Annotated in this window: 15 protein-coding genes; 12 read left to right on the top strand and 3 right to left on the bottom strand. The window is 56.6% G+C overall.

Features of this window, described 5'->3' with window-relative positions; genetic code table 11:
* Positions 1-85: 85 nt before the first annotated feature.
* Complete coding sequence (locus tag EGY08_RS18605; protein ID WP_123828742.1) at positions 86-1,183, bottom strand: glycerol dehydrogenase; 1,098 nt, start codon at positions 1,181-1,183, stop codon at positions 86-88.
* 596 nt (positions 1,184-1,779) lie between these two features.
* On the opposite strand from EGY08_RS18605, the gene dhaK reads away from it, so the two are divergent.
* The 4 genes from dhaK (at position 1,780) to EGY08_RS18580 (ending at position 6,642) form a co-directional block, all read left to right on the top strand.
* Positions 1,780-2,850, top strand: a complete 1,071-nt coding sequence (gene dhaK, locus EGY08_RS18595; RefSeq protein ID WP_087828359.1) for a dihydroxyacetone kinase subunit DhaK — start codon at positions 1,780-1,782, stop codon at positions 2,848-2,850.
* Between the two features lie 10 nt (positions 2,851-2,860).
* Positions 2,861-3,493: a dihydroxyacetone kinase subunit DhaL gene (gene dhaL / locus EGY08_RS18590; protein ID WP_004125405.1), complete on the top strand. Its 633-nt coding sequence runs from the start codon at positions 2,861-2,863 to the stop codon at positions 3,491-3,493.
* 10 nt (positions 3,494-3,503) lie between these two features.
* Positions 3,504-4,925, top strand: a complete 1,422-nt coding sequence (gene dhaM, locus EGY08_RS18585; protein ID WP_123828741.1) for a dihydroxyacetone kinase phosphoryl donor subunit DhaM — start codon at positions 3,504-3,506, stop codon at positions 4,923-4,925.
* Between the two features lie 67 nt (positions 4,926-4,992).
* Positions 4,993-6,642, top strand: a complete 1,650-nt coding sequence (locus EGY08_RS18580) for a glycerone kinase (RefSeq protein ID WP_049114274.1) — start codon at positions 4,993-4,995, stop codon at positions 6,640-6,642.
* Between the two features lie 332 nt (positions 6,643-6,974).
* Here the strand turns inward: EGY08_RS18580 and EGY08_RS18570 are convergent, their stop codons facing one another.
* Positions 6,975-7,748, bottom strand: a complete 774-nt coding sequence (locus EGY08_RS18570) for a siderophore-interacting protein (RefSeq protein WP_112166983.1) — start codon at positions 7,746-7,748, stop codon at positions 6,975-6,977.
* Positions 7,749-7,985: 237 nt separating this feature from the next.
* On the opposite strand from EGY08_RS18570, the gene EGY08_RS18565 reads away from it, so the two are divergent.
* On the top strand, positions 7,986-8,540 hold the full coding sequence (locus tag EGY08_RS18565) for a PadR family transcriptional regulator (protein ID WP_049114550.1): 555 nt from the start codon (positions 7,986-7,988) through the stop codon (positions 8,538-8,540).
* 240 nt (positions 8,541-8,780) lie between these two features.
* Positions 8,781-10,160 carry a putrescine aminotransferase gene (gene ygjG, locus EGY08_RS18560; RefSeq protein ID WP_004125417.1) on the top strand — a complete coding sequence of 460 codons (1,380 nt, stop codon included), beginning with the start codon at positions 8,781-8,783 and terminating at the stop codon, positions 10,158-10,160.
* A 37-nt stretch (positions 10,161-10,197) separates the two neighbouring features.
* On the opposite strand, the gene EGY08_RS18555 is transcribed toward ygjG, so the two are convergent.
* Positions 10,198-10,530, bottom strand: a complete 333-nt coding sequence (locus EGY08_RS18555; RefSeq protein ID WP_004125420.1) for a tRNA-binding protein — start codon at positions 10,528-10,530, stop codon at positions 10,198-10,200.
* Positions 10,531-10,749: 219 nt separating this feature from the next.
* Between EGY08_RS18555 and ebgR the strand changes: the two genes are divergently transcribed.
* The 6 genes from ebgR (at position 10,750) to ygjJ (ending at position 19,868) form a co-directional block, all read left to right on the top strand.
* Positions 10,750-11,733, top strand: coding sequence for a transcriptional regulator EbgR (gene ebgR / locus EGY08_RS18550; RefSeq protein WP_004125422.1), 984 nt, complete (start codon positions 10,750-10,752; stop codon positions 11,731-11,733).
* A gap of 303 nt (positions 11,734-12,036) precedes the next feature.
* A complete protein-coding gene (gene ebgA / locus EGY08_RS18545) occupies positions 12,037-15,129 on the top strand; it encodes a beta-galactosidase subunit alpha (RefSeq protein WP_123828740.1) in 3,093 nt (1,030 codons plus the stop codon).
* Positions 15,126-15,575, top strand: a complete 450-nt coding sequence (locus EGY08_RS18540; RefSeq protein WP_004125430.1) for a beta-galactosidase subunit beta — start codon at positions 15,126-15,128, stop codon at positions 15,573-15,575. Before ebgA ends, EGY08_RS18540 begins: the two co-directional genes overlap by 4 nt.
* A gap of 93 nt (positions 15,576-15,668) precedes the next feature.
* Entirely contained in the window at positions 15,669-17,102 is a 1,434-nt protein-coding gene (locus tag EGY08_RS18535; protein WP_123828739.1) for an amino acid permease, read from the top strand.
* 227 nt (positions 17,103-17,329) lie between these two features.
* Positions 17,330-18,763, top strand: a complete 1,434-nt coding sequence (locus tag EGY08_RS18530; RefSeq protein ID WP_087828354.1) for an amino acid permease — start codon at positions 17,330-17,332, stop codon at positions 18,761-18,763.
* A gap of 46 nt (positions 18,764-18,809) precedes the next feature.
* A complete protein-coding gene (gene ygjJ, locus EGY08_RS18525; protein ID WP_049114633.1) occupies positions 18,810-19,868 on the top strand; it encodes a protein YgjJ in 1,059 nt (352 codons plus the stop codon).

Raw genomic sequence — 19,868 nt, 5'->3', positions numbered from 1 at the left:
ATAAACGACAACCCCTCCGGCGGCGACCGCCAGAGGGGGATAAACGCCCCTTCTCATCAACGAAGCGGGACAGGACCACGATAAATTAACGCGCCAGCCACTGCTGTCCAAGCAGATCGGCGGTCAGAATCGCCGCATGTACGCTCTGCACGCTGACCGGGAACGGCATGTTATGAATGGTTTCCCCTTCCGCACAGGTCGCTTTAGCAACTGCCTGAATTTTCTCATCGATGCCCTCTTTAACGCCCATTTGCGCCAGCGTGACCGGCAGGCCGACGGTATGGCAGAAGTTCAGCACTGTTTCGATCTCTTCCATCGGGCTATTTTGCAGCACCAGCTGCGCCAGGGTACCAAAGGCCACTTTCTCGCCATGGTACAGATGGTGACACTCTTCGAGGATGGTGAAACCGTTGTGAATGGCGTGCGCGGCGGCCAGACCGCTACTTTCAAAGCCGATACCGCTGAGGTAGGTATTCGCTTCAACGATGCGTTCCAGCGCATCGGTCACCACCCCGGCCTGGGCGGCGAGGCGGGCTTTTTCGCCTTCCGCCAGCAGCGTATCATAGCACAGGCGCGCCAGGCTCAACGCCGCCGCCGTCGACTGGCCGCCCGCCATGCTGGTGGCTCTGGCGTCGTAGCAGGCCCTGGCTTCAAACCAGGTTGAAAGCGCATCGCCCATCCCGGCCACCAGCAGGCGCACCGGGGCTTTGGCGATAATCGCCGTATCCATCACCACCATATCCGGGTTTTTCGGGTAAATCAGATACTCTTCAAACTCACCGGCTTCGGTGTAGATAACCGACAGCGCGCTGGTTGGCGCATCGGTGGAGGCGATCGTCGGGATCACCACCACCGGTAGCTTCTGGTAGTAGCCAATGGCTTTCGCCGTATCGAGCGTCTTGCCGCCGCCGATACCCACCACGCCGCGGCAGCCGTGCTGCTTCAGAATGGCGATCAGGCGATTGATCTCAACGTGGCTACACTCGCCGTTGAAGCGCTCCGCATGGCAGCTGATGTTGTGGCTGTGTAAACCTTCCAGCACTTTTTCTCCCGCCAGCTTCATTACGAAGTCATCGGCAATCACGAAAAAGCTGTCCGCCAGGTTTTTGGCGTATTGCCCAAACAGCGTGGATGCATCTGGTCCCTGGAGATATTTGGCTGGAGATTGAATAACTTTTAGCATTCCGTTCACCCTCAAATAAGTGCATGTTTTGCCATGATGGGCCCCGGTATTTCCCCGTCCGGCCATGTATTAAAGGCGGGAACGAAAGCGCTACCTGAGCGATGCCATCACTGTAGGGCGAGCCGCGGGCAAAAAAATCTTTCCCCTTTTTGTCCCGATTTGAAACAGCACATAAATTTTATTGTTCCATATTGGAACATGAATTCACATGAAACGGTGGGATTGCGATCTCGATCCGCCCCTTCGACGCAAAAGAAGGCCACTAAGCGGGCGAGCGTCGGCGTTTTTCACCGTCATGGGCGGCAAGAAAGGGCAAAATTATTTCTTTACGCAGGTCTTGCAGGCAGGTGAAGCGAGATGAAATAGCCGCTTTAGCTCGCATTTTTTCATTTCCCGGCGCAAAAGCGTTTCATTTCGGAACAAAAATGAATAATTACGTTTCGTAATGAAACTCCTTTTATCGCAGTTTTTTTCCCCGCTAACTCAGCCAGAATCATTACATCGCCCGATATCGCACATCGTCAGGCGGTACCCCTACACGATGACCGCCTCCATCAGCAGAGAGGCCGCATCGAAACTCCGACGGAGAATAAACAATGAAGAAACTGATTAACCGTGTCGAAGATGTCCTGAGCGAACAACTGGCTGGTCTGGCAAAAGCGCACCCTGAACTGAGGCTGCACCAGGACCCGCTCTACGTTACCCGCGCCGATGCGCCGGTGGCCGGGAAAGTGGCGCTGCTCTCCGGCGGCGGCAGCGGTCATGAGCCGATGCACTGCGGCTATATCGGCCATGGCATGCTCTCCGGGGCCTGCCCGGGGGAAATATTCACCTCCCCGACGCCGGATAAAATGTTTGAGTGCGCCATGACTATCGACGGCGGCGAAGGCGTGCTGCTGATTATCAAAAACTACACCGGCGATATTCTTAACTTCGAAACCGCCACCGAGCTGCTGCACGAAAGCGGCGTTAAGGTCACCACCGTGGTGGTCGATGACGACGTGGCGGTGAAAGATAGCCTCTACACCGCCGGACGGCGCGGAGTGGCCAATACCGTGCTGATTGAAAAACTGGTGGGCGCGGCCGCCGAACGCGGCGACTCGCTGGAATCCTGCGCCGAACTGGGGCGCAAGCTCAACAACCACGGCCACTCTATCGGCATCGCGCTCGGCGCCTGCACCGTGCCGGCCGCCGGGCAGCCCTCATTCGAACTGCAGGACGATGAGATGGAGTTCGGCGTCGGCATTCACGGCGAACCGGGCATCGACCGCCGCCGCTTCACCTCCCTCGATCGCACCGTTGACGAAATGTTCGATACCCTGCTGGAAAACGGCGCCTATAGCCGCACGCTGCGCCACTGGGACAACGTGAAAGGTGCGTGGCAGGAGGTATCGCAAACCAAGCAGGCGCTGCAAAAAGGCGATCGGGTTATCGCGCTGGTCAACAATCTCGGCGCCACGCCGCTGTCCGAACTCTACGGTGTCTATAACCGTCTGACGCAGCGCTGCGAGGAAACCGGCATCGTTATCGAACGCAATCTTATCGGCAGCTACTGTACCTCTCTGGATATGGTGGGTTTTTCCATCACTCTGTTAAAAGCCGATGACGAGACGCTGGCATTATGGGACGCCCCGGTTCACACCCCGGCGCTGAACTGGGGAAAATAAGGAGCACGACATGTCATTAAGCAGAACGCAAATCGTAGACTGGCTCTATCGCTGCGGCGATATCTTCACAAAAGAGAGCGATTTTTTGACCGGTCTGGACCGGGAAATCGGCGATGCCGACCACGGCCTGAATATGCATCGTGGTTTCAGCAAGGTGGTGGAAAAGCTGCCGTCGATTGCCGATAAAGACATTGGTTTCATTCTTAAAAATACCGGTATGACGCTGCTCTCCAACGTCGGCGGGGCCAGCGGCCCGCTGTTCGGCACCTTCTTTATTCGCGCCGCCCAGGTGACCCAGGCCCATCAGAGCCTGACCCTGGAAGAGCTTTATCAGACCTTCCGCGAAGGCGCGGAAGGGGTGGTGAATCGCGGCAAAGCCGAACCGGGGGATAAAACCATGTGCGACGTCTGGCTGCCGGTGGTGGAATCGCTGCGCCACTCCAGCGAACAGCACCTGTCGATACAAAGCGCCCTTGATGCTGCCTGCGAACAGGCGCAAACCGCCGTCCACGCCACCATCGCCATGCAGGCCCGTAAAGGGCGGGCCAGCTATCTGGGCGAACGCAGCATCGGGCATCAGGATCCGGGCGCAACCTCGGTGATGTTTATGGTTCAGATGCTGGCTGCTGCAGCTAAAGAGTAAGGAAAACGCGATGGTAAACCTGGTTATTGTTTCTCATAGCGCCCGTCTGGGCGAAGGTGTCGGAGAACTGGCCCGGCAGATGTTAATGAACGATGGCTGCAAGCTGGCGATCGCCGCCGGCATTGACGATCCCGCCAGCCCGATCGGCACCGATCCGATTAAGGTAATGGAAGCCATTGAATCCGTCGCCGACGCCGATCATGTGCTGGTGATGATGGATATCGGCAGCGCCCTGCTGAGCGCCGAAACCGCGCTGGATCTGCTCGATCCGGTGATTGCGGCGAAGGTCAGGCTGTGCGCGGCGCCGCTGGTTGAAGGGACGCTGGCGGCGACGGTGAGCGCCGCAGCCGGAGCCGACATCGACAAGGTGATCGAGGACGCCATGAATGCGCTGGAGGCAAAGCGCGTACAGCTCGGGTTACCATCGCAACCGCAGCCCCCTTCGCTGACCGCCGCGCTGGCCGATGACCGCGACGCGCGCTCGGTTTCCGTAGTGATTCAAAACCCTAACGGCCTGCACGTTCGCCCGGCGTCAAAGCTGGTCGCCGCGCTGGCGGGATTCAACGCCGACCTGGTGCTGGAGAAAGAGGGAAAGTGCGTCACGCCGGATAGCCTCAACCAAATCGCCCTGCTTCAGGTGCGCCGGAACGATACCTTAAGGTTGCTGGCCCGCGGCCCGGACGCCGACGCCGCGCTGGCGGCATTCCAGGCGCTGGCGGCGGAGAACTTCGGCGAGCAAACGGAGGCAACGCCCGCTTTGCAGCCCACCCGTGCCGCTCGCGTTCAGGGCCAGGTCGTACTCTACCCTCGGCCTCAGAACAGCGTTACGCGGGAAAAGATCGCCGCCATCGGTCAGCAGCAGCTGCGCCTGAAAGGGGCTATTGATCGGACGCTGGACGATCTTAGCGCGCTGACGGCCCTGGCGGAGGAGAAATATTCCGCCGACATCGCGGCGATCTTCTCCGGGCATCATACTCTGCTCGATGATCCTGATTTATATACAGCAGCGTGCGAGATCGTGCGCGACGAGCAGTGCAGCGCGGAGTGGGCGTGGCATCAGGTGCTGAGCGATTTAAGCCAACAATATCGCCATCTCGACGATGCCTACCTTCGCGCCCGCTATATTGATATTGAAGATATTTTGCACCGCACGCTGCGTCACCTTAACGAGAGCAGCGAAGCGCTGCCGCAGTTTAGCGCGCCTTCAATCCTCGTTGCCGACGATATCTTTCCCTCTACCGTCGTGCAGCTCGACGCCCGTCAGGTTAAGGGGATCTGTCTGCAGGAGAGCAGCGAGCACGCTCACGGCGCCATTATCGCCCGCCAGGCGGGTATCGCAATGCTTTGCCAGCAGAGCAATGTGCTGACGACGCTGCAAAATGGCGAGACCGTCACCCTTGATATTCCCGGCAAACGCGTGATTCGCGGCTAACCTGCCCCCATCTTTCCGCCCCGGAGGCTGCCTCCTCCGGGAACTCGCTTAACTTTCAGGATCCGTTATGTCTCAATTCTTTTTTAATCAGCGCGCCAACCTCGTCAACGACGTGATTGAAGGAACCATTATCGCCAGCCCGTGGAATAACCTGGCGTGGCTGGAGAGCGATCCCGCCATTCGCGTGGTGGTGCGTCGCGATCTCGACAAAAACAACGTGGCGGTGATCTCCGGCGGCGGTTCCGGCCACGAGCCGGCCCACGCGGGCTTTGTCGGTAAAGGTATGCTGACCGCCGCCGTCTGCGGCGATCTGTTTGCCTCGCCGAGCGTCGATGCGGTGCTGACCGCTATCCAGGCGGTGACTGGCGACGCAGGCTGTCTGCTGATCGTCAAGAACTACACTGGCGATCGTCTGAACTTCGGTCTCGCCGCGGAGAAGGCGCGCCGCATGGGCTATAACGTTGAAATGCTGATCGTTGGCGATGATATTTCGCTGCCGGATAATAAACATCCGCGCGGCATCGCCGGGACAATTCTGGTGCATAAAGTGGCTGGCTACTTCGCCGAACGCGGGCACAATCTTGCGACCGTGCTGCGCGAAGCGCAGTATGCCGCCGGACATACCTTCAGCCTCGGGCTGGCCCTTGCCAGCTGCCATTTGCCGCAGGATGCGGAAGCGGCCCCGCGCCATCATGCGGACCAGGCCGAGTTGGGCATGGGGATCCACGGTGAACCGGGCGCATCGGTCATCGCTACCCAGAACAGCGCGGAAATCGTTACGCTGATGACGGAGAAGCTCAGCGCCGCCCTGCCGGAAACCGGTCGTCTGGCGGTGATGATCAATAATCTCGGCGGCGTATCGGTTGCCGAAATGGCGATTTTGACCCGCGAGCTGGCGCATACGCCGCTGCATCAGCGTATCGACTGGCTGATAGGCCCGGCTTCGCTGGTGACCGCGCTGGATATGAAAGGTTTCTCCCTCACCGCCATCGTGCTGGAAGAGAGTATTGAGAAGGCGCTGCTTTCCGCGGTAGAAACTGCCGGCTGGCAGACGCCGGTGCAGCCGCGCAAAATCAGCGTGATGCCGTCCTCGCTGCGCAGCTCGCGGGTGGAGTTTGCTCCCTCGGAGAATAGCGTGGTTGCGGACTACGTTGAGCGGGTGACCGGCACGCTGTCCGATCTTGAAGCGGACCTCAACGCGCTGGATGCCAAAGTCGGCGACGGCGATACCGGCTCCACCTTCGCCGCCGGCGCGCGCGACATCGCCGACTTGCTACAGCGTCGCCAGCTGCCGTTGGCTAACCTCGCTACGCTATTCGCGCTGATTGGCGAGCGTCTGACCGTGGTGATGGGCGGCTCCAGCGGCGTGCTGATGTCGATTTTCTTTACCGCCGCCGGGCAGAAACTGGAACAGGGAGCAAGCGTCGCCGAAGCGCTAAACGCCGGGCTGGCGCAGATGAAGTTTTACGGCGGCGCCGATGAAGGCGATCGGACCATGATTGACGCCCTACAGCCGGCGCTGGCGGCGCTGCAGGCCGAGCCGGATAATCTGCGGGCGGCTTTCGCAGCGGCCCAGGCGGGGGCGGATCGTACGCTTCACGCCAGCAAAGCCAACGCCGGGCGCGCGTCGTATCTCAACAGCGATAGCCTGCGCGGCAATATGGACCCCGGCGCCCATGCGGTGGCGATGGTGTTTAAAGCGCTGACGCAGAGATAATCCCCCTGCTCGCGCTGCGCTTAGCAGGGCTACAGGTTCACCCTCGTCTGCGGGCTGGTCGCCCGGACAGATGCGCAGCATCGCCTCCGGGAAAATCAGCCGCTCTGCTCCCGCGGGCGGCGCAAAGCGCCTGCCCGGGCTACTGGTTCACCTCCGTCTGCGGGCCGGTAACCCGGACAGATGCGCAGCATCGCCTCCGGGAAAATCGGCCACTCTGCGCTCTGCTCCCGGGGGCGGCGCTTAACGCGCCTTGCCCGGGCTACGGGTTCACCCCCGTCTGCGGGCCGGTAGCCCGGGTAAGGCGCCAGCCGCAACCCGGGTTTTCTCTGCTCTTACTTGTTGTGCCAGTAGGCCTGCGAACGCACCAGCTGCGGATCAATCTCTTCGCCTTCAAAGCGCGCCAGCAGCGACTTCACCGCCGCGCCTTCCCCGGTCAGCCAGATAAAATAATCGTCCGCCGGAACCACCACCTGCGCCAATTTTTCGGCCACGACGGCTGGGTTATGCCCCACCACCCACTCGATATTAAAGCCATCAAGATCGGCCAGGTAATCTTGATAAGACTCATCGCTAATGGTGACGATCGCCGTGACCTGCGGGCGCGTCGGAAGCTGCTGCAATCCGAGGAGACGGCGGCGCAGCGCGGGCATTCCGGACTCATCGGTCACGTACAGCTGCCAGGCGTAATCTTCCGGCACCACCAGCGAACCGCGCGGGCCGCCGATCACCAGCTTATCGCCCGTTTTCGCCGCCAGCGCCCAGCTGCTGGCAATGCCGCCATCGTGAATAAAAAAGTCGTACGCCAGCTCATGACGCCCGGCGTCGTACAGCGGCGTATAGTCGCGGGTCGCCGGACGCACGCCATCGCCCCAGTTAATACCTTCATCCGTCACCTCCGGCGGCGTGAACGCAGCGCCCGCGGCCGGGAAAAAGAGCTTGGTGTGGTCGTCAAACCCCTGGGAAACAAAGCCTTCCAGCGCCTCTCCGCCCAGCACGACACGCTGGAATGCGCTGCCGATACGCTCGACGCGCAATACGGTTAGCTCACGGAAGCGCAGTTCATTACGTACGCGCTGCGGGTATTTGGGGTGTCTGGTCGTTGTCATCTTTCATCGCCTTCGTGAACGGAATAGATATATCTAAAAATCTTGCAAATGATAATGATTGCCATTAAAAAAGAATGCAAGCATTTTTTGATATAGTCATAGAAAAACGCCAAAAAAGCCAAAATCAAAAATTAAATCGTTAAATATCAATTAAATAAAAAATACACCCAATACTGTGTTGCTACTTTATTAATTTTAGATATAAATTAGATATATCAATAAATAGAGAGGCAAAACATGAGACATCATCACGAAGAAGGACGTGGGCCACGCGGACGCCACGATGAACATGGCGAACACGGCGAGCATGGCCGCAGGGGCGGCGGACGTCGGCAGCGCTTCTTTGGCCACGGCGAGCTACGCCTGGTGATTCTGGACATCCTCACCCGTAACGCCAGCCACGGCTACGAGCTTATCAAAGAGATTGAAACCATGACCCAGGGCAACTACAGCCCGAGCCCCGGCGTCATCTATCCGACGCTAGACTTGCTCCAGGATCAGGGCTTAATTAGCGTGGCTGACGAAAACGGTCGTAAAAAAATCGCCATTACCGCCGACGGCAGCCAGCTGCACGCGGAAAACCAGCAACAGCTGGAGCAGATTCAGGCCAGGCTGCAGGCGCGTATGGTGGGTTGTGAACTGCGTAAAAATCCGCAGATGAAGCGCGCGCTGGAGAATTTTAAGGCGGTACTGGATTTAAGGGTTAACCAGCAGGCCATTACCGAAGCTCAGCTAAAGCAGATCGTCGGCGTGATTGATCGCGCGGCAATGGAGATTTCCCAGCTCGACTAACCCTCTGCCCCATCGCTGGGCAGCCTGCACCGCCGCGGCGCGCGCGGCGGAAGCCCTTATTCACCGGGTTTTACGCCTTCAGGAGTAAAACATGCCAATAATAGCGTCGTGAGATTAAATTTTGCTCAATCGCAATTTCACGTTGCGTTTATCCCGATTTTCCTGGCCCGCGCCGAAGTGGCGTAATCCCTGCAATACTTAATTCAGTATCATGTGATACGCCCCTCCCAGGAGCACATTTTGAACAGGTTACCTTCCAGCGCATCGGCTCTGGCCTGCAGCGCGCACGCACTGAATCTCATTGAGAAGCGAACGCTCGATCATGAGGAGATGAAATCACTTAATCAGGAGGTCAGAGAATACTTTAAAGAGCATGTGAACCCAGGGTTTTTAGCGTATCGAAAATCGGTCACTGCTGGCGGGGATTACGGAGCCGTAGAGTGGCAAGCGGGAGGGTTAAATACGCTTGTCGACACTCAGGGACAGGAGTTTATTGACTGCCTGGGTGGGTTCGGGATTTTTAATGTAGGGCACCGTAATCCAGTTGTCGTTTCCGCCGTCGAAAATCAACTCGCTAAACAACCTCTTCATAGTCAGGAACTGCTGGACCCGCTGCGGGCCATGCTGGCTAAAACCCTGGCGGCCTTAACGCCGGGCAAACTGAAATACAGCTTCTTTAGCAATAGCGGCACCGAATCGGTCGAAGCGGCGCTAAAGCTGGCGAAAGCTTACCAGTCTCCGCGCGGCAAATTTACCTTCGTCGCCACCAGCGGCGCGTTTCACGGCAAATCGCTCGGTGCGCTTTCCGCCACCGCGAAATCGACTTTCCGTAAGCCTTTTATGCCGCTGCTGCCGGGATTCCGGCACGTACCGTTCGGCGATATTAACGCCATGCGTACGTTGCTGAGCGAGTGCAAAAAGACCGGTGATGACGTCGCGGCGGTGATCCTTGAGCCTATTCAGGGTGAAGGCGGGGTGATTCTGCCGCCGCCGGGCTACCTGCCCGCGGTGCGCAAGCTGTGCGACGAATTTGGCGCGCTGCTGATCCTCGATGAGGTGCAAACCGGTATGGGGCGCACCGGCAAGATGTTTGCCTGCGAACATGAAAACGTCCAGCCGGACATTCTGTGCCTTGCTAAAGCACTGGGCGGCGGGGTGATGCCGATTGGCGCAACGGTCGCCACCGAAGAGGTATTCTCGGTGCTGTTCGACAATCCGTTCCTGCATACCACCACGTTCGGCGGCAACCCGCTGGCCTGCGCGGCGGCGCTGGCGACCATCAACGTGCTGCTGACGCAAAACCTGCCCGCGCAGGCGGAGCAGAAAGGTGACATGCTGCTGGACGGCTTCCGTCAGCTGGCCCGCGAATATCCAGATCTGGTGAATGACGTGCGCGGCAAAGGCATGCTAATGGCGATTGAGTTTGTCGATAACGAAATCGGCTATGACTTTGCCAGCGAGATGTTCCGCCAGCGGGTACTGGTGGCCGGAACGCTGAACAACGCCAGGACGATCCGCGTAGAACCGCCGCTGACGCTGACGCTGGAGCAGTGTGAACAGGTACTAAAAGCGGCCCGCCTGGCCCTGGCGGCGCTACGGGTTTCGGTAGAAGAGGCATAGTAACCTGCCCTCTCCCGCCGTGGGAGAGGGTATTACGCTATACCACCCGCACGCCGGCAGGCATCAGCCTTTCCGGCGTGAGCAGGACGCTTTCGCTGCCATCGTCGGTTTCGGCGCAGAGCAGCATGCACTCCGACGTTTCACCGCGCATTTTGGCTTTTGCCAGATTACACAGGACCACGACCGTTTTTCCCAGCAGCTCTTCTTCGCTGTAGTACGGCACAAGGCTGGTTACCGTCTGCAACGTGCGATCGCCAACATCAATCCGGGCAATATAGAGCTTGTCGGCATTCGCATGCCGTTGCACTGCCACAATTTTTCCCGTACGCATTTCAAGTCTGGCAAAATCATCATAAAGCACCGTTTCCATCTTGCACTCCTCAAGTAAAATTTTAGTAAAATATAACAAATGCCGTCGAGGTTTCCGCATAATAGTGCGAGTAATGTTAGATTCATCACTCTTTTTCGCGGCAGGATCGCGGTGACAGTGATGAATAATACGGCGGAAATTTACTGAAAAGAGATGCAGCAGCCCGCGCTTGCTTTACAATGGTTTGCGTCGATGGGGCAACGTCAGATAAGGAAAACAATGGCCACACTAAAAGATATCGCGACCGAAGCAGGCGTTTCACTGGCGACGGTTTCTCGCGTTTTAAACGACGACCCCACGCTGAACGTCAAAGAAGAGACAAAACATCGCATTCTTGAGGTGGCGGAAAAGCTGGAATATAAAAGTACCAGCTCGCGTAAGGCTCAGGTTCATACCGTAGGCCACCATCATATTCTGGCCATCTATAGCTATCAGCAGGATCTGGAAATCAACGATCCCTACTATCTGGCGATCCGCCACGGCATCGAAACGCAATGTGAGAAGCTCGGTATCGAGCTGACCAACTGCTACTTTAACAATGCGCTACCCGAGCTGAAAAAAGTGACCGGCGTTCTGATTGTCGGCCAGCCTTCGCGGGCGATTCGCGAAGCCGCCACGGCGTTAACCGACAACGTCTGCTTTATTGATTTCCATGAACCCGGCAGCAGCTATGACGCCGTCGATATCGATCTGGTGCGCATCGCCAAAGAAGTTATCGACTTTTTTATCGCCCAGGGCGCACGGCGCATCGGCTTTATTGGTGGCCAGGATGAGCCGGGTAAAGCCGACATCCGCGAAGTGGCCTTCGTCGAGTATGGCCGCCTGAAGGGGGTGGTTTCGGAAGAAGATATCTGGCGCGGAGGGTTTTCCAGCTCCTCCGGCTATGAGCTGGCAAAAACGATGCTGGCAAAAGCGGATTTCCCCACCGCGCTGTTCGTCGCGTCAGACTCTATCGCCATCGGCGTACTGCGCGCCATACATGAACGCGGTCTCTCTATCCCGGAAGATATCTCGCTCATTAGCGTTAACGATATCCCAACCGCGCGTTTTACCTTTCCGCCGCTCTCTACGGTGCGCATTCATTCTGAAATGATGGGCAGCCAGGGCGTCAACCTGCTGGTTGAGAAAGCCCGCGATGGCCGCGCGCTGCCGCTAAACGTCTTTGTCCCCAGCGTGCTGAAGCTGCGCGGCACCACCCGCTAATCTCGTTTCTGGCGCTGAATCCTCTGCGCCTGGCTCCCGGGGGCGGCGCTTGACGCGCCTTACCCGGGCTACGGGCGCACCGCCATCTGCAAAACGGTAGCCCGGACAGATGCGCAGCATCGCCTCCGGGAAATTCAGCGTCTCTGCGCCGCCTCCGGAAATATCCCTCTCCCAACGCCAAACGCAGGCGCCCGGTAACGCTCATTTTGTGATCGAGTTAAAGTAAATCACTCTCGCCGGTTTTATTTAGTAAAGCTTTTACTAAAATACACCTTATCCGTTTAGTCCGTTCAGGGAGGCGATATGAATCGCTGGGAAAACCTTCAACTCACTCATGAAAACCGGCTGCCTCCGCGCGCCTATTTCTTCTCTTACGATTCGCAGGCCCAGGCGCGAACCTTCGCCCGTGAAATCAGCAGCCGCTTTTTGTCCCTTAGCGGACAGTGGAACTTCCGCTTCTTTAATAACCCGCTGCGGGTGCCGGAAGCGTTCACCTCGCAGTACATGAGCGACTGGGGACCGATCACCGTGCCGGGAATGTGGCAGATGGAAGGCCACGGCCAGCTACAGTACACCGACGAAGGCTTCCCCTTCCCGATTGACGTGCCCTACGTTCCGACCGACAACCCAACCGGCGCCTATCAGCGTATCTTTACCCTCAGCGACGGCTGGCAGGGCCAGCAGACCATCATTAAATTTGATGGCGTCGAGACCTATTTTGAAGTTTACGTTAACGGTCAGTACATCGGTTTTAGTAAAGGCAGCCGCCTGACGACAGAGTTCGATATCAGCCGCGCGGTAAAAACCGGCGACAACCTGCTTTGCGTTCGCGTCATGCAGTGGGCGGACTCCACCTATATTGAAGATCAGGATATGTGGTGGTCGGCGGGTATTTTCCGCGACGTGTATCTGGTGGGCAAAAACCCGCTTCACGTCCAGGACTTCACTTTGCGCACCGATTTTAACGATGACTACATCGACGCCACGCTCTCCTGCCAGCTGGTGCTGGAAAATCTAAATGCGCAGCCGGGCGCAGCGACGCTGGAATACGCGCTGTTCGACGGCGAAAAGGCGCTGTATGAAGGCACAACGCAGCGCCTGACCGTCAGCGAGCAGTTGAACGTCGACTTTGCGATCGACGTGAGGGCGCCGCAGCAGTGGTCGGCGGAAAACCCGTACCTCTATCACCTGGTGATGACGCTGAAAAACGACGTCGGAGAGATTATCGAAGTCATTCCGCAGCGCGTCGGCTTTCGCGATATCAAAGTGCGCAACGGCCTGTTCTACATCAATAACCGCTACGTAATGCTGCACGGTGTTAATCGTCACGACAACGACCATCTGAAGGGCCGCGCCGTGGGGATGGATCGCGTTGAGAAAGATCTGCTGCTGATGAAGCAGCACAATATCAACTCGGTACGTACCGCCCACTATCCCAACGACCCGCGTTTCTATGAGATGTGCGACATTTACGGCCTGTTCGTGATGGCGGAAACCGATGTCGAATCCCACGGCTTCGCCAACGTCGGCAACCTGAGCGCCATCACCGATGACCCAGAATGGGAGCATATTTACGTTGAGCGGATCGTCCGCCACGTCCATGCGCAGAAAAACCATCCGTCGATCGTCATCTGGTCGCTGGGCAACGAGTCCGGCTACGGCTGCAACATTCGGGCGATGTATCACGCCGCGAAAGCGCTCGATGATACGCGGCTGGTGCATTACGAAGAGGATCGCGACGCGGAGGTGGTGGATATCATCTCCACCATGTATACCCGTGTGCCGCTGATGAACGAATTCGGGGAATATCCGCATGCCAAGCCGCGAATTATCTGCGAATACGCCCATGCGATGGGCAACGGTCCCGGCGGGCTGAGCGAATACCAGAACGTATTCTATCAACATGACAGTATTCAGGGCCACTATGTGTGGGAGTGGTGCGATCACGGAATCCAGGCCACCGACGATAGCGGCGCGGTGTGGTACAAATTCGGCGGCGACTACGGCGACTATCCCAATAACTACAACTTCTGCCTCGACGGGCTGATTTTCTCCGATCAGACGCCTGGACCCGGGCTCAGAGAGTACAAGCAGGTTATCGCCCCGGTAAAAGTGCAGGCGATAAACATCCGCGAAGGCGAACTGCGCGTCGATAATAAGCTCTGGTTCTCGACCCTTGATGACTACACCCTGCGCGTGGAAGTACGCGCCGAGGGGACTACGCTTGCCAGCCAGCAGCTTAAGGTGCGCGATCTTGCGCCAAACAGCAGTCGCGATATCAAAATCGACCTGCCGGCGCTCGACGACCGCGAAACCTTCGTCAACATCATGGTGACCAAAGATTCCCGTACGCCGTACAGCGAAGCCAACCACCTAATCGCCGTCTACCAGTTCCAGCTTAAAGAGCAGACCGCAGCAAAAACACCGCTGATTAACACCAGCGCCACCTCGCTGCGCATTGCCGATGAACGTCTGAGCTACAGCATCACCGGGCACAACTTCCGCGTAGTGTTCTCGAAAGTCAGCGGCAAACTGAGCGAATGGCAGGTGAACGGCATCGACCAGGTGACCCGCGAGCCGAAGATCAACTTCTTCAAGCCGATGATTGATAACCACAAGCAGGAATACGAGGGGCTGTGGCAACCCAATCATCTGCAAATTATGCAGGAGCATCTGCGCGAATTCAGCGCCGAGCAGCGCGGTGACACGGTGATTATCACCGCCCGCAGCATCATCGCGCCGCCGGTTTTCGATTTTGGCATGCGCTGCACCTATCGCTGGCAGATTACCCCGCAGGGCCATATTAACGTTGAGCTTGCGGGTGAACGTTACGGCGACTATCCGCATATTGTGCCGTGCATCGGTTTTATGCTGGGCATTAACGGCCAGTTTGAACAGGTGAATTACTACGGTCGCGGTCCCGGCGAAAACTACGCCGACAGCCAGCAGAGCAACATCATTGACCTTTGGCGAACCACCGTGGACGACATGTTCGTGAACTATCCGTTCCCGCAGAACAACGGCAACCGGCAGCACGTACGCTGGGCCGCGTTTACCGACCGTCACGGCAGCGGTCTGATGGTGGTCCCGCGCGATCCGCTTAACATCAGCGCCTGGCACTATACGGCGGAGAATCTGCACGCCGCGCAGCACTGTAACGAACTGCACCGCAGCGATGACATCACCCTGAATATCGACGCCCGTGTGCTCGGTCTGGGGTCTAACTCCTGGGGGAGCGAGGTGCTGGATAGCTGGCGCGTCTGGCTCAAACCGTTCAACTATGGCTTTACGCTGCTGCCGCTGGAAGGCGGGAGCGCTTCCTCGCAGACGCTGGCGAATCATAGCTTTGACGCTGGTTTCTTTTCCTCCGATTCACACAGCGAGGCTGAAAAATGAGAATTCTCGATAATTTAGAACAGTTTAAGCAAATCTATCACAGCGGACGTAAATGGCAGCGCTGCGTGGAGGCCATCAATAATATCGATAATATTCAACCAGGAGTTGCCCACTCTATCGGCGATTCGCTCTCCTATCGCGTGGCAAGCGACAGCACCACGGATGCGCTGTTCGTTGGCAACCGCCGCTATTTCGAGGTGCATTACTACCTTCAGGGTCAGCAAAAAATTGAGTTTGCCGCCAAAGAGCAGCTGCAGACCGTGGCCTGCTATCGCGATGAAACCGACCGTGAATATCTCAAAGGCATCGGTGAAACCGTGCAGGTTCACGAAGGTCAGATGGTGATTTGCGATACCCATGAAGCTTATCGCTTTATCTGCGACTCGCCGGTCAAAAAGGTGGTGCTCAGAGTGACTATCGAAGACGGCTACTTCCTGAATAAGTAAGCCCGCGTGAAGCAAGATGAGGCCAGCGGGTTTATTCGTTGGCCTTCCCGGTCCCAGCCCTCAATGCGGGCCAGATCATTTTTCGGAGGACCTATGTCCGAATCAGTTCGTGCCAAAATAGGCAAATTCGCCTTACTGTCGATGGCGTTTGCCGCCGTATTTAACGTACGAAACATCGTTAATAACAACATCGAGTTAGGGCTCAGTTCCGCCCCTATCTTTCTGTTTGCCACGGTGGTCTATTTTATTCCGTTTGTGTTTATCATCGCCGAATTCGTTTCAGCGAATAAAAATTCCGAATCAGGTATGTACGCCTGGCTGAAGCAGCCTTTAGGTACCCGCGCGGCCTATCTCGGCTCGTTCCTGTACTGGTTTGTGAACCTGTTCTTTTTCCTGTCGCTGCTGCCGAACGTGGTGGCCTACGCTTCGTACGCCATTATGGGTTACGCCATTCCTTTCTCGCCGATGGTCACTTCGCTGATCTCTATCGTCCTGTTCGCCATGGCCACCCATATTTCCACCAAAGGTGCGACCTGGCTGGGAAAAATATCCGAATGCGTAGCGTATGGCGTTTTCGCGCTATTTGCGATTTACGTGGTCGGCGCTTTTACCGCGCTGGGCGCAGGCCATGTTCCCGCGCAGCCGATTACGCTGCACGCCATGGCGCCTACCATCAACTGGGCGACGCTGGGGATCATGTGCTGGATTTTCCAGGCGGCTGGCGGGGCTGAAACCGTCGCCGCGTACCTGAACGACACTAAAGGCGGGCAGAAATCGTTTATTAAAGTCATCATCACCGCCGGGATCCTGATTGGCGGCATGTACGCGCTGGGATCTTTGCTGGTCAACGTCTTTGTGGCACGTGAAGATCTAACCTATGCGGCCGGTATGGTGGAAATTTTCACCGGTCTCGGCGCTTATTTCCATATTTCGGAAGCGCTGATGGGCCGCTTCGTCGGCATTATTCTGTTTATCGCCATTTTCGGCAGCATGATGATGTGGACCGCCGCACCGGTAAAAATTCACTTCTCGGAAATTCCTGCGGGCATCTATGGCAAAAAAACTACCGAACTGAACGTCCACGGCGTGCCGGTGCGCGCTGCCTGGTGGCAATTTCTCTTCGTCTTCTTGATGCTCATCGTGAACGGTTTCGGCTCCGCCAGCGTTCAGCAAATGATGAACACCGCGATTAACCTGACCGCGGGTACCGCGATGCTACCGCCGCTGTTTATCATGGCCGCCTACTTTGTTTTCCGCTGGAAACATGACGATACGCCGCGCGACTTCCGCATGGGTTCAAGAAAGGTTGGGATGGCCGTGGTGTCGATGCTTATCGTTATTTTCCTGGTCAGCATGACCGCCTCCGCTTTCCCGCCAGGAGTCGACCTGGTGAATGCCTTCTTCATTAACGTCTTTATGACCGCAGTCTTCTCCGGGCTCGCATGGTGGTGGATAACCCGCTTTGAGAAAAAACAGCGCAAGAACCAACAAACACCCCTGAAATCAGCGGCAAATACGGTGAAATAAGCCACCGTTGCTCCCGCCAGCGGGATATCCCTGGCGGGATTTTTTTACCCACAAGCCAAGCTCTGTCACCCGACCATTTTCGTGATCGAGTTAAAGCAATTCATTTTTACCGCTTTTATTTACTAAATATTTTACTAAAATTAACCACGATACTTAACTACCTCTACCCTACAAACAACACAATCCCCTTCGGCCATTCTCTGAAGGACAATGTGTGGAGATGTGTTATGTCTGATATCAAACGTAATACCATCGGCAAGTTCGGCCTGCTGTCGCTGACCTTCGCTGCCGTCTTCAGTTTTAACAACGTGATCAATAACAATATTGAGCTGGGACTGGCCTCTGCTCCGATGTTCTTCCTCGCCACCCTGCTCTATTTCGTTCCTTTCTGTCTGATCATCGCGGAATTCGTTTCGCTGAATAAAAACTCTGAAGCGGGCGTTTATGCCTGGGTGAAAAGCTCGCTGGGCGGACGTTGGGCTTTTATTACCGCCTATACCTACTGGTTTGTGAATCTGTTCTTTTTTACCTCACTGCTGCCGAGGGTCATCGCGTATGCCTCCTACGCCTTCCTCGGCTACGAGTACATTCTGACCCCCGTCGCCACCACGATGTTGAGCATGGCGCTGTTCGCCCTGTCGACCTGGGTGTCCACCAACGGCGCAAAAATGCTGGGTCCTATTACCTCGGTGACCTCGTCGTTAATGCTGCTGCTGACGCTTTCCTACATTCTGCTTTCCGGCAGCGCGCTGGCGGGCGGTATTCAGCCGGCGGATCCGATTACCGTGGATGCGATGATCCCGAACTTCAACTGGGCGTTCCTCGGCATCACCACCTGGATCTTTATGGCTGCCGGCGGAGCTGAGTCCGTCGCGGTGTACGTCAATGACGTGAAAGGCGGATCGAAATCCTTCGTTAAGGTCATCATCCTCGCCGGGATCGTAATTGGCGTGCTGTACTCTATTTCCTCGGTGCTGATTAACGTGTTTATCAGCAGCAAAGAGCTGAAATATACCGGCGGATCGGTACAGGTCTTCCACGGTATGGCGGTCTGGTTTGGCCTGCCGGAAATCGTGGTCAACCGTTTTGTCGGCCTGGTCTCCTTTACCGCCATGTTTGGTTCGTTATTAATGTGGACCGCGACGCCGGTCAAAATCTTTTTCTCCGAAATCCCGGCCGGAATATTTGGTAAAAAAACCGTCGAGCTCAATCAAAACGGCGTACCGGCGCGCGCGGCGTGGATTCAGTTCCTGATTGTGATTCCACTGATGATTATCCCGATGATGGGTTCCAGTACCGTGCAGGATTTAATGAACACCATTATCAACATGACCGCCGCCGCCTCAATGCTGCCGCCGCTGTTTATCATGCTGGCATACCTCAACCTGCGCCGTAAGCTCGATCATCTGCCGCGCGATTTTAAAATGGGTTCACGCACTACCGGCATTACGGTGGTCTCGATGCTGATTGTTATTTTCGCCATCGGCTTCGTCGCCTCAACGTTCCCGACCGGCGGCAATATTTTGACCATTATTTTTTATAACGTCGGCGGCATTGTTATCTTTCTCGGATTTGCGTGGTGGAAATACAGCCAATACGTGAAGGGATTAACTCAGGAAGAAAAAAGAATTGAAGCGGCGCCAGCCTCTGATGCGTCATAAGCCATTTTACTGAAAACAATAAACCCCAATACCTCTTAATAACACGATGAAAAATAATAATTCGATTTACGGGGCGCTTGCCGCCCTGGCCTTCTGCACACCTGCCGTAGCGGCCGATGTTGCTCACCCGGCGGAACATGATGACATGAAAACGCCTGAATTGAGCGCCACTTCATACCGTTTTTACGGTGAATTGGGGGTCGGCGGATATATGGATTTAGAAGGCGAGGATAAACATAAATATAGCGATGGCACTTATATTGAAGGCGGGCTGGAAATAAAGCACGGCAGCTGGTTTGGCTTAATTTATGGCGAAGGTTGGACGGTTCAGGCCGATCGTCAGGGTAATGCCTGGGTACCGGACCACGGCTGGGGTGGATTTGAAGGCGGAATAAACCGCCTCTACGGGGGATATAAAACCGAGAGCAGCACCGAAATTATGCTCAGCCTGCGCCAGGACTCCTCGCTCGACGATCTGCAGTGGTGGGGCGATTTCACGCCCGATCTCGGCTACGTGATCCCCAATACCCGCGACATTATGTACGCACTCAAGGTGCAGAACCTGGCGGGAGATTTTCGCTATAGCGTGACCGCCACGCCGTCCGGGCACCACGATGAAAGCAAAGCGTGGCTCCACTTCGGCAAATACGACCGCTACGACGATAAATATACCTACCCAGCGATGGTTAACGGCTACGTCCAGTACGATATCGCCAAAGAGGTCACCTGGATGAACGGTCTGGAGGTGACCGATGGTACCGGACAGCTGTTTTTAACCGGTATTCTCACTCCCAACCTCGCCGCCCGCGCCTGGCACCATACCGGGCGCGCCAGGGGAAAAGACGTGCCGGGAACGGAAACCGGCTTTATGGCCAGCGCCATGTATGAAGCGCTCAAGGGCGTGTATCTCTCCACCGCCTATAGCTACGCCAAACACCGCCCGGATCGCGCTGCCGAGGAAACCACCTCGTTTATGCAGTTCGGCGTCTGGTACGAGTACGGAGGCGGACGTTTTGCCACCGCTGCGGACAGCCGCTTCTACATGAAAAACGCCTCCGGCGACCCGAGCGATCAGGTTTTCCTGATGCAATATTTCTACTGGTAA

The sequence above is a fragment of the Klebsiella sp. FDAARGOS_511 genome (assembly GCF_003812845.1).
Taxonomy (GTDB): domain Bacteria; phylum Pseudomonadota; class Gammaproteobacteria; order Enterobacterales; family Enterobacteriaceae; genus Klebsiella; species Klebsiella grimontii.
This window is presented reverse-complemented; position numbering and strand designations above follow the sequence as displayed.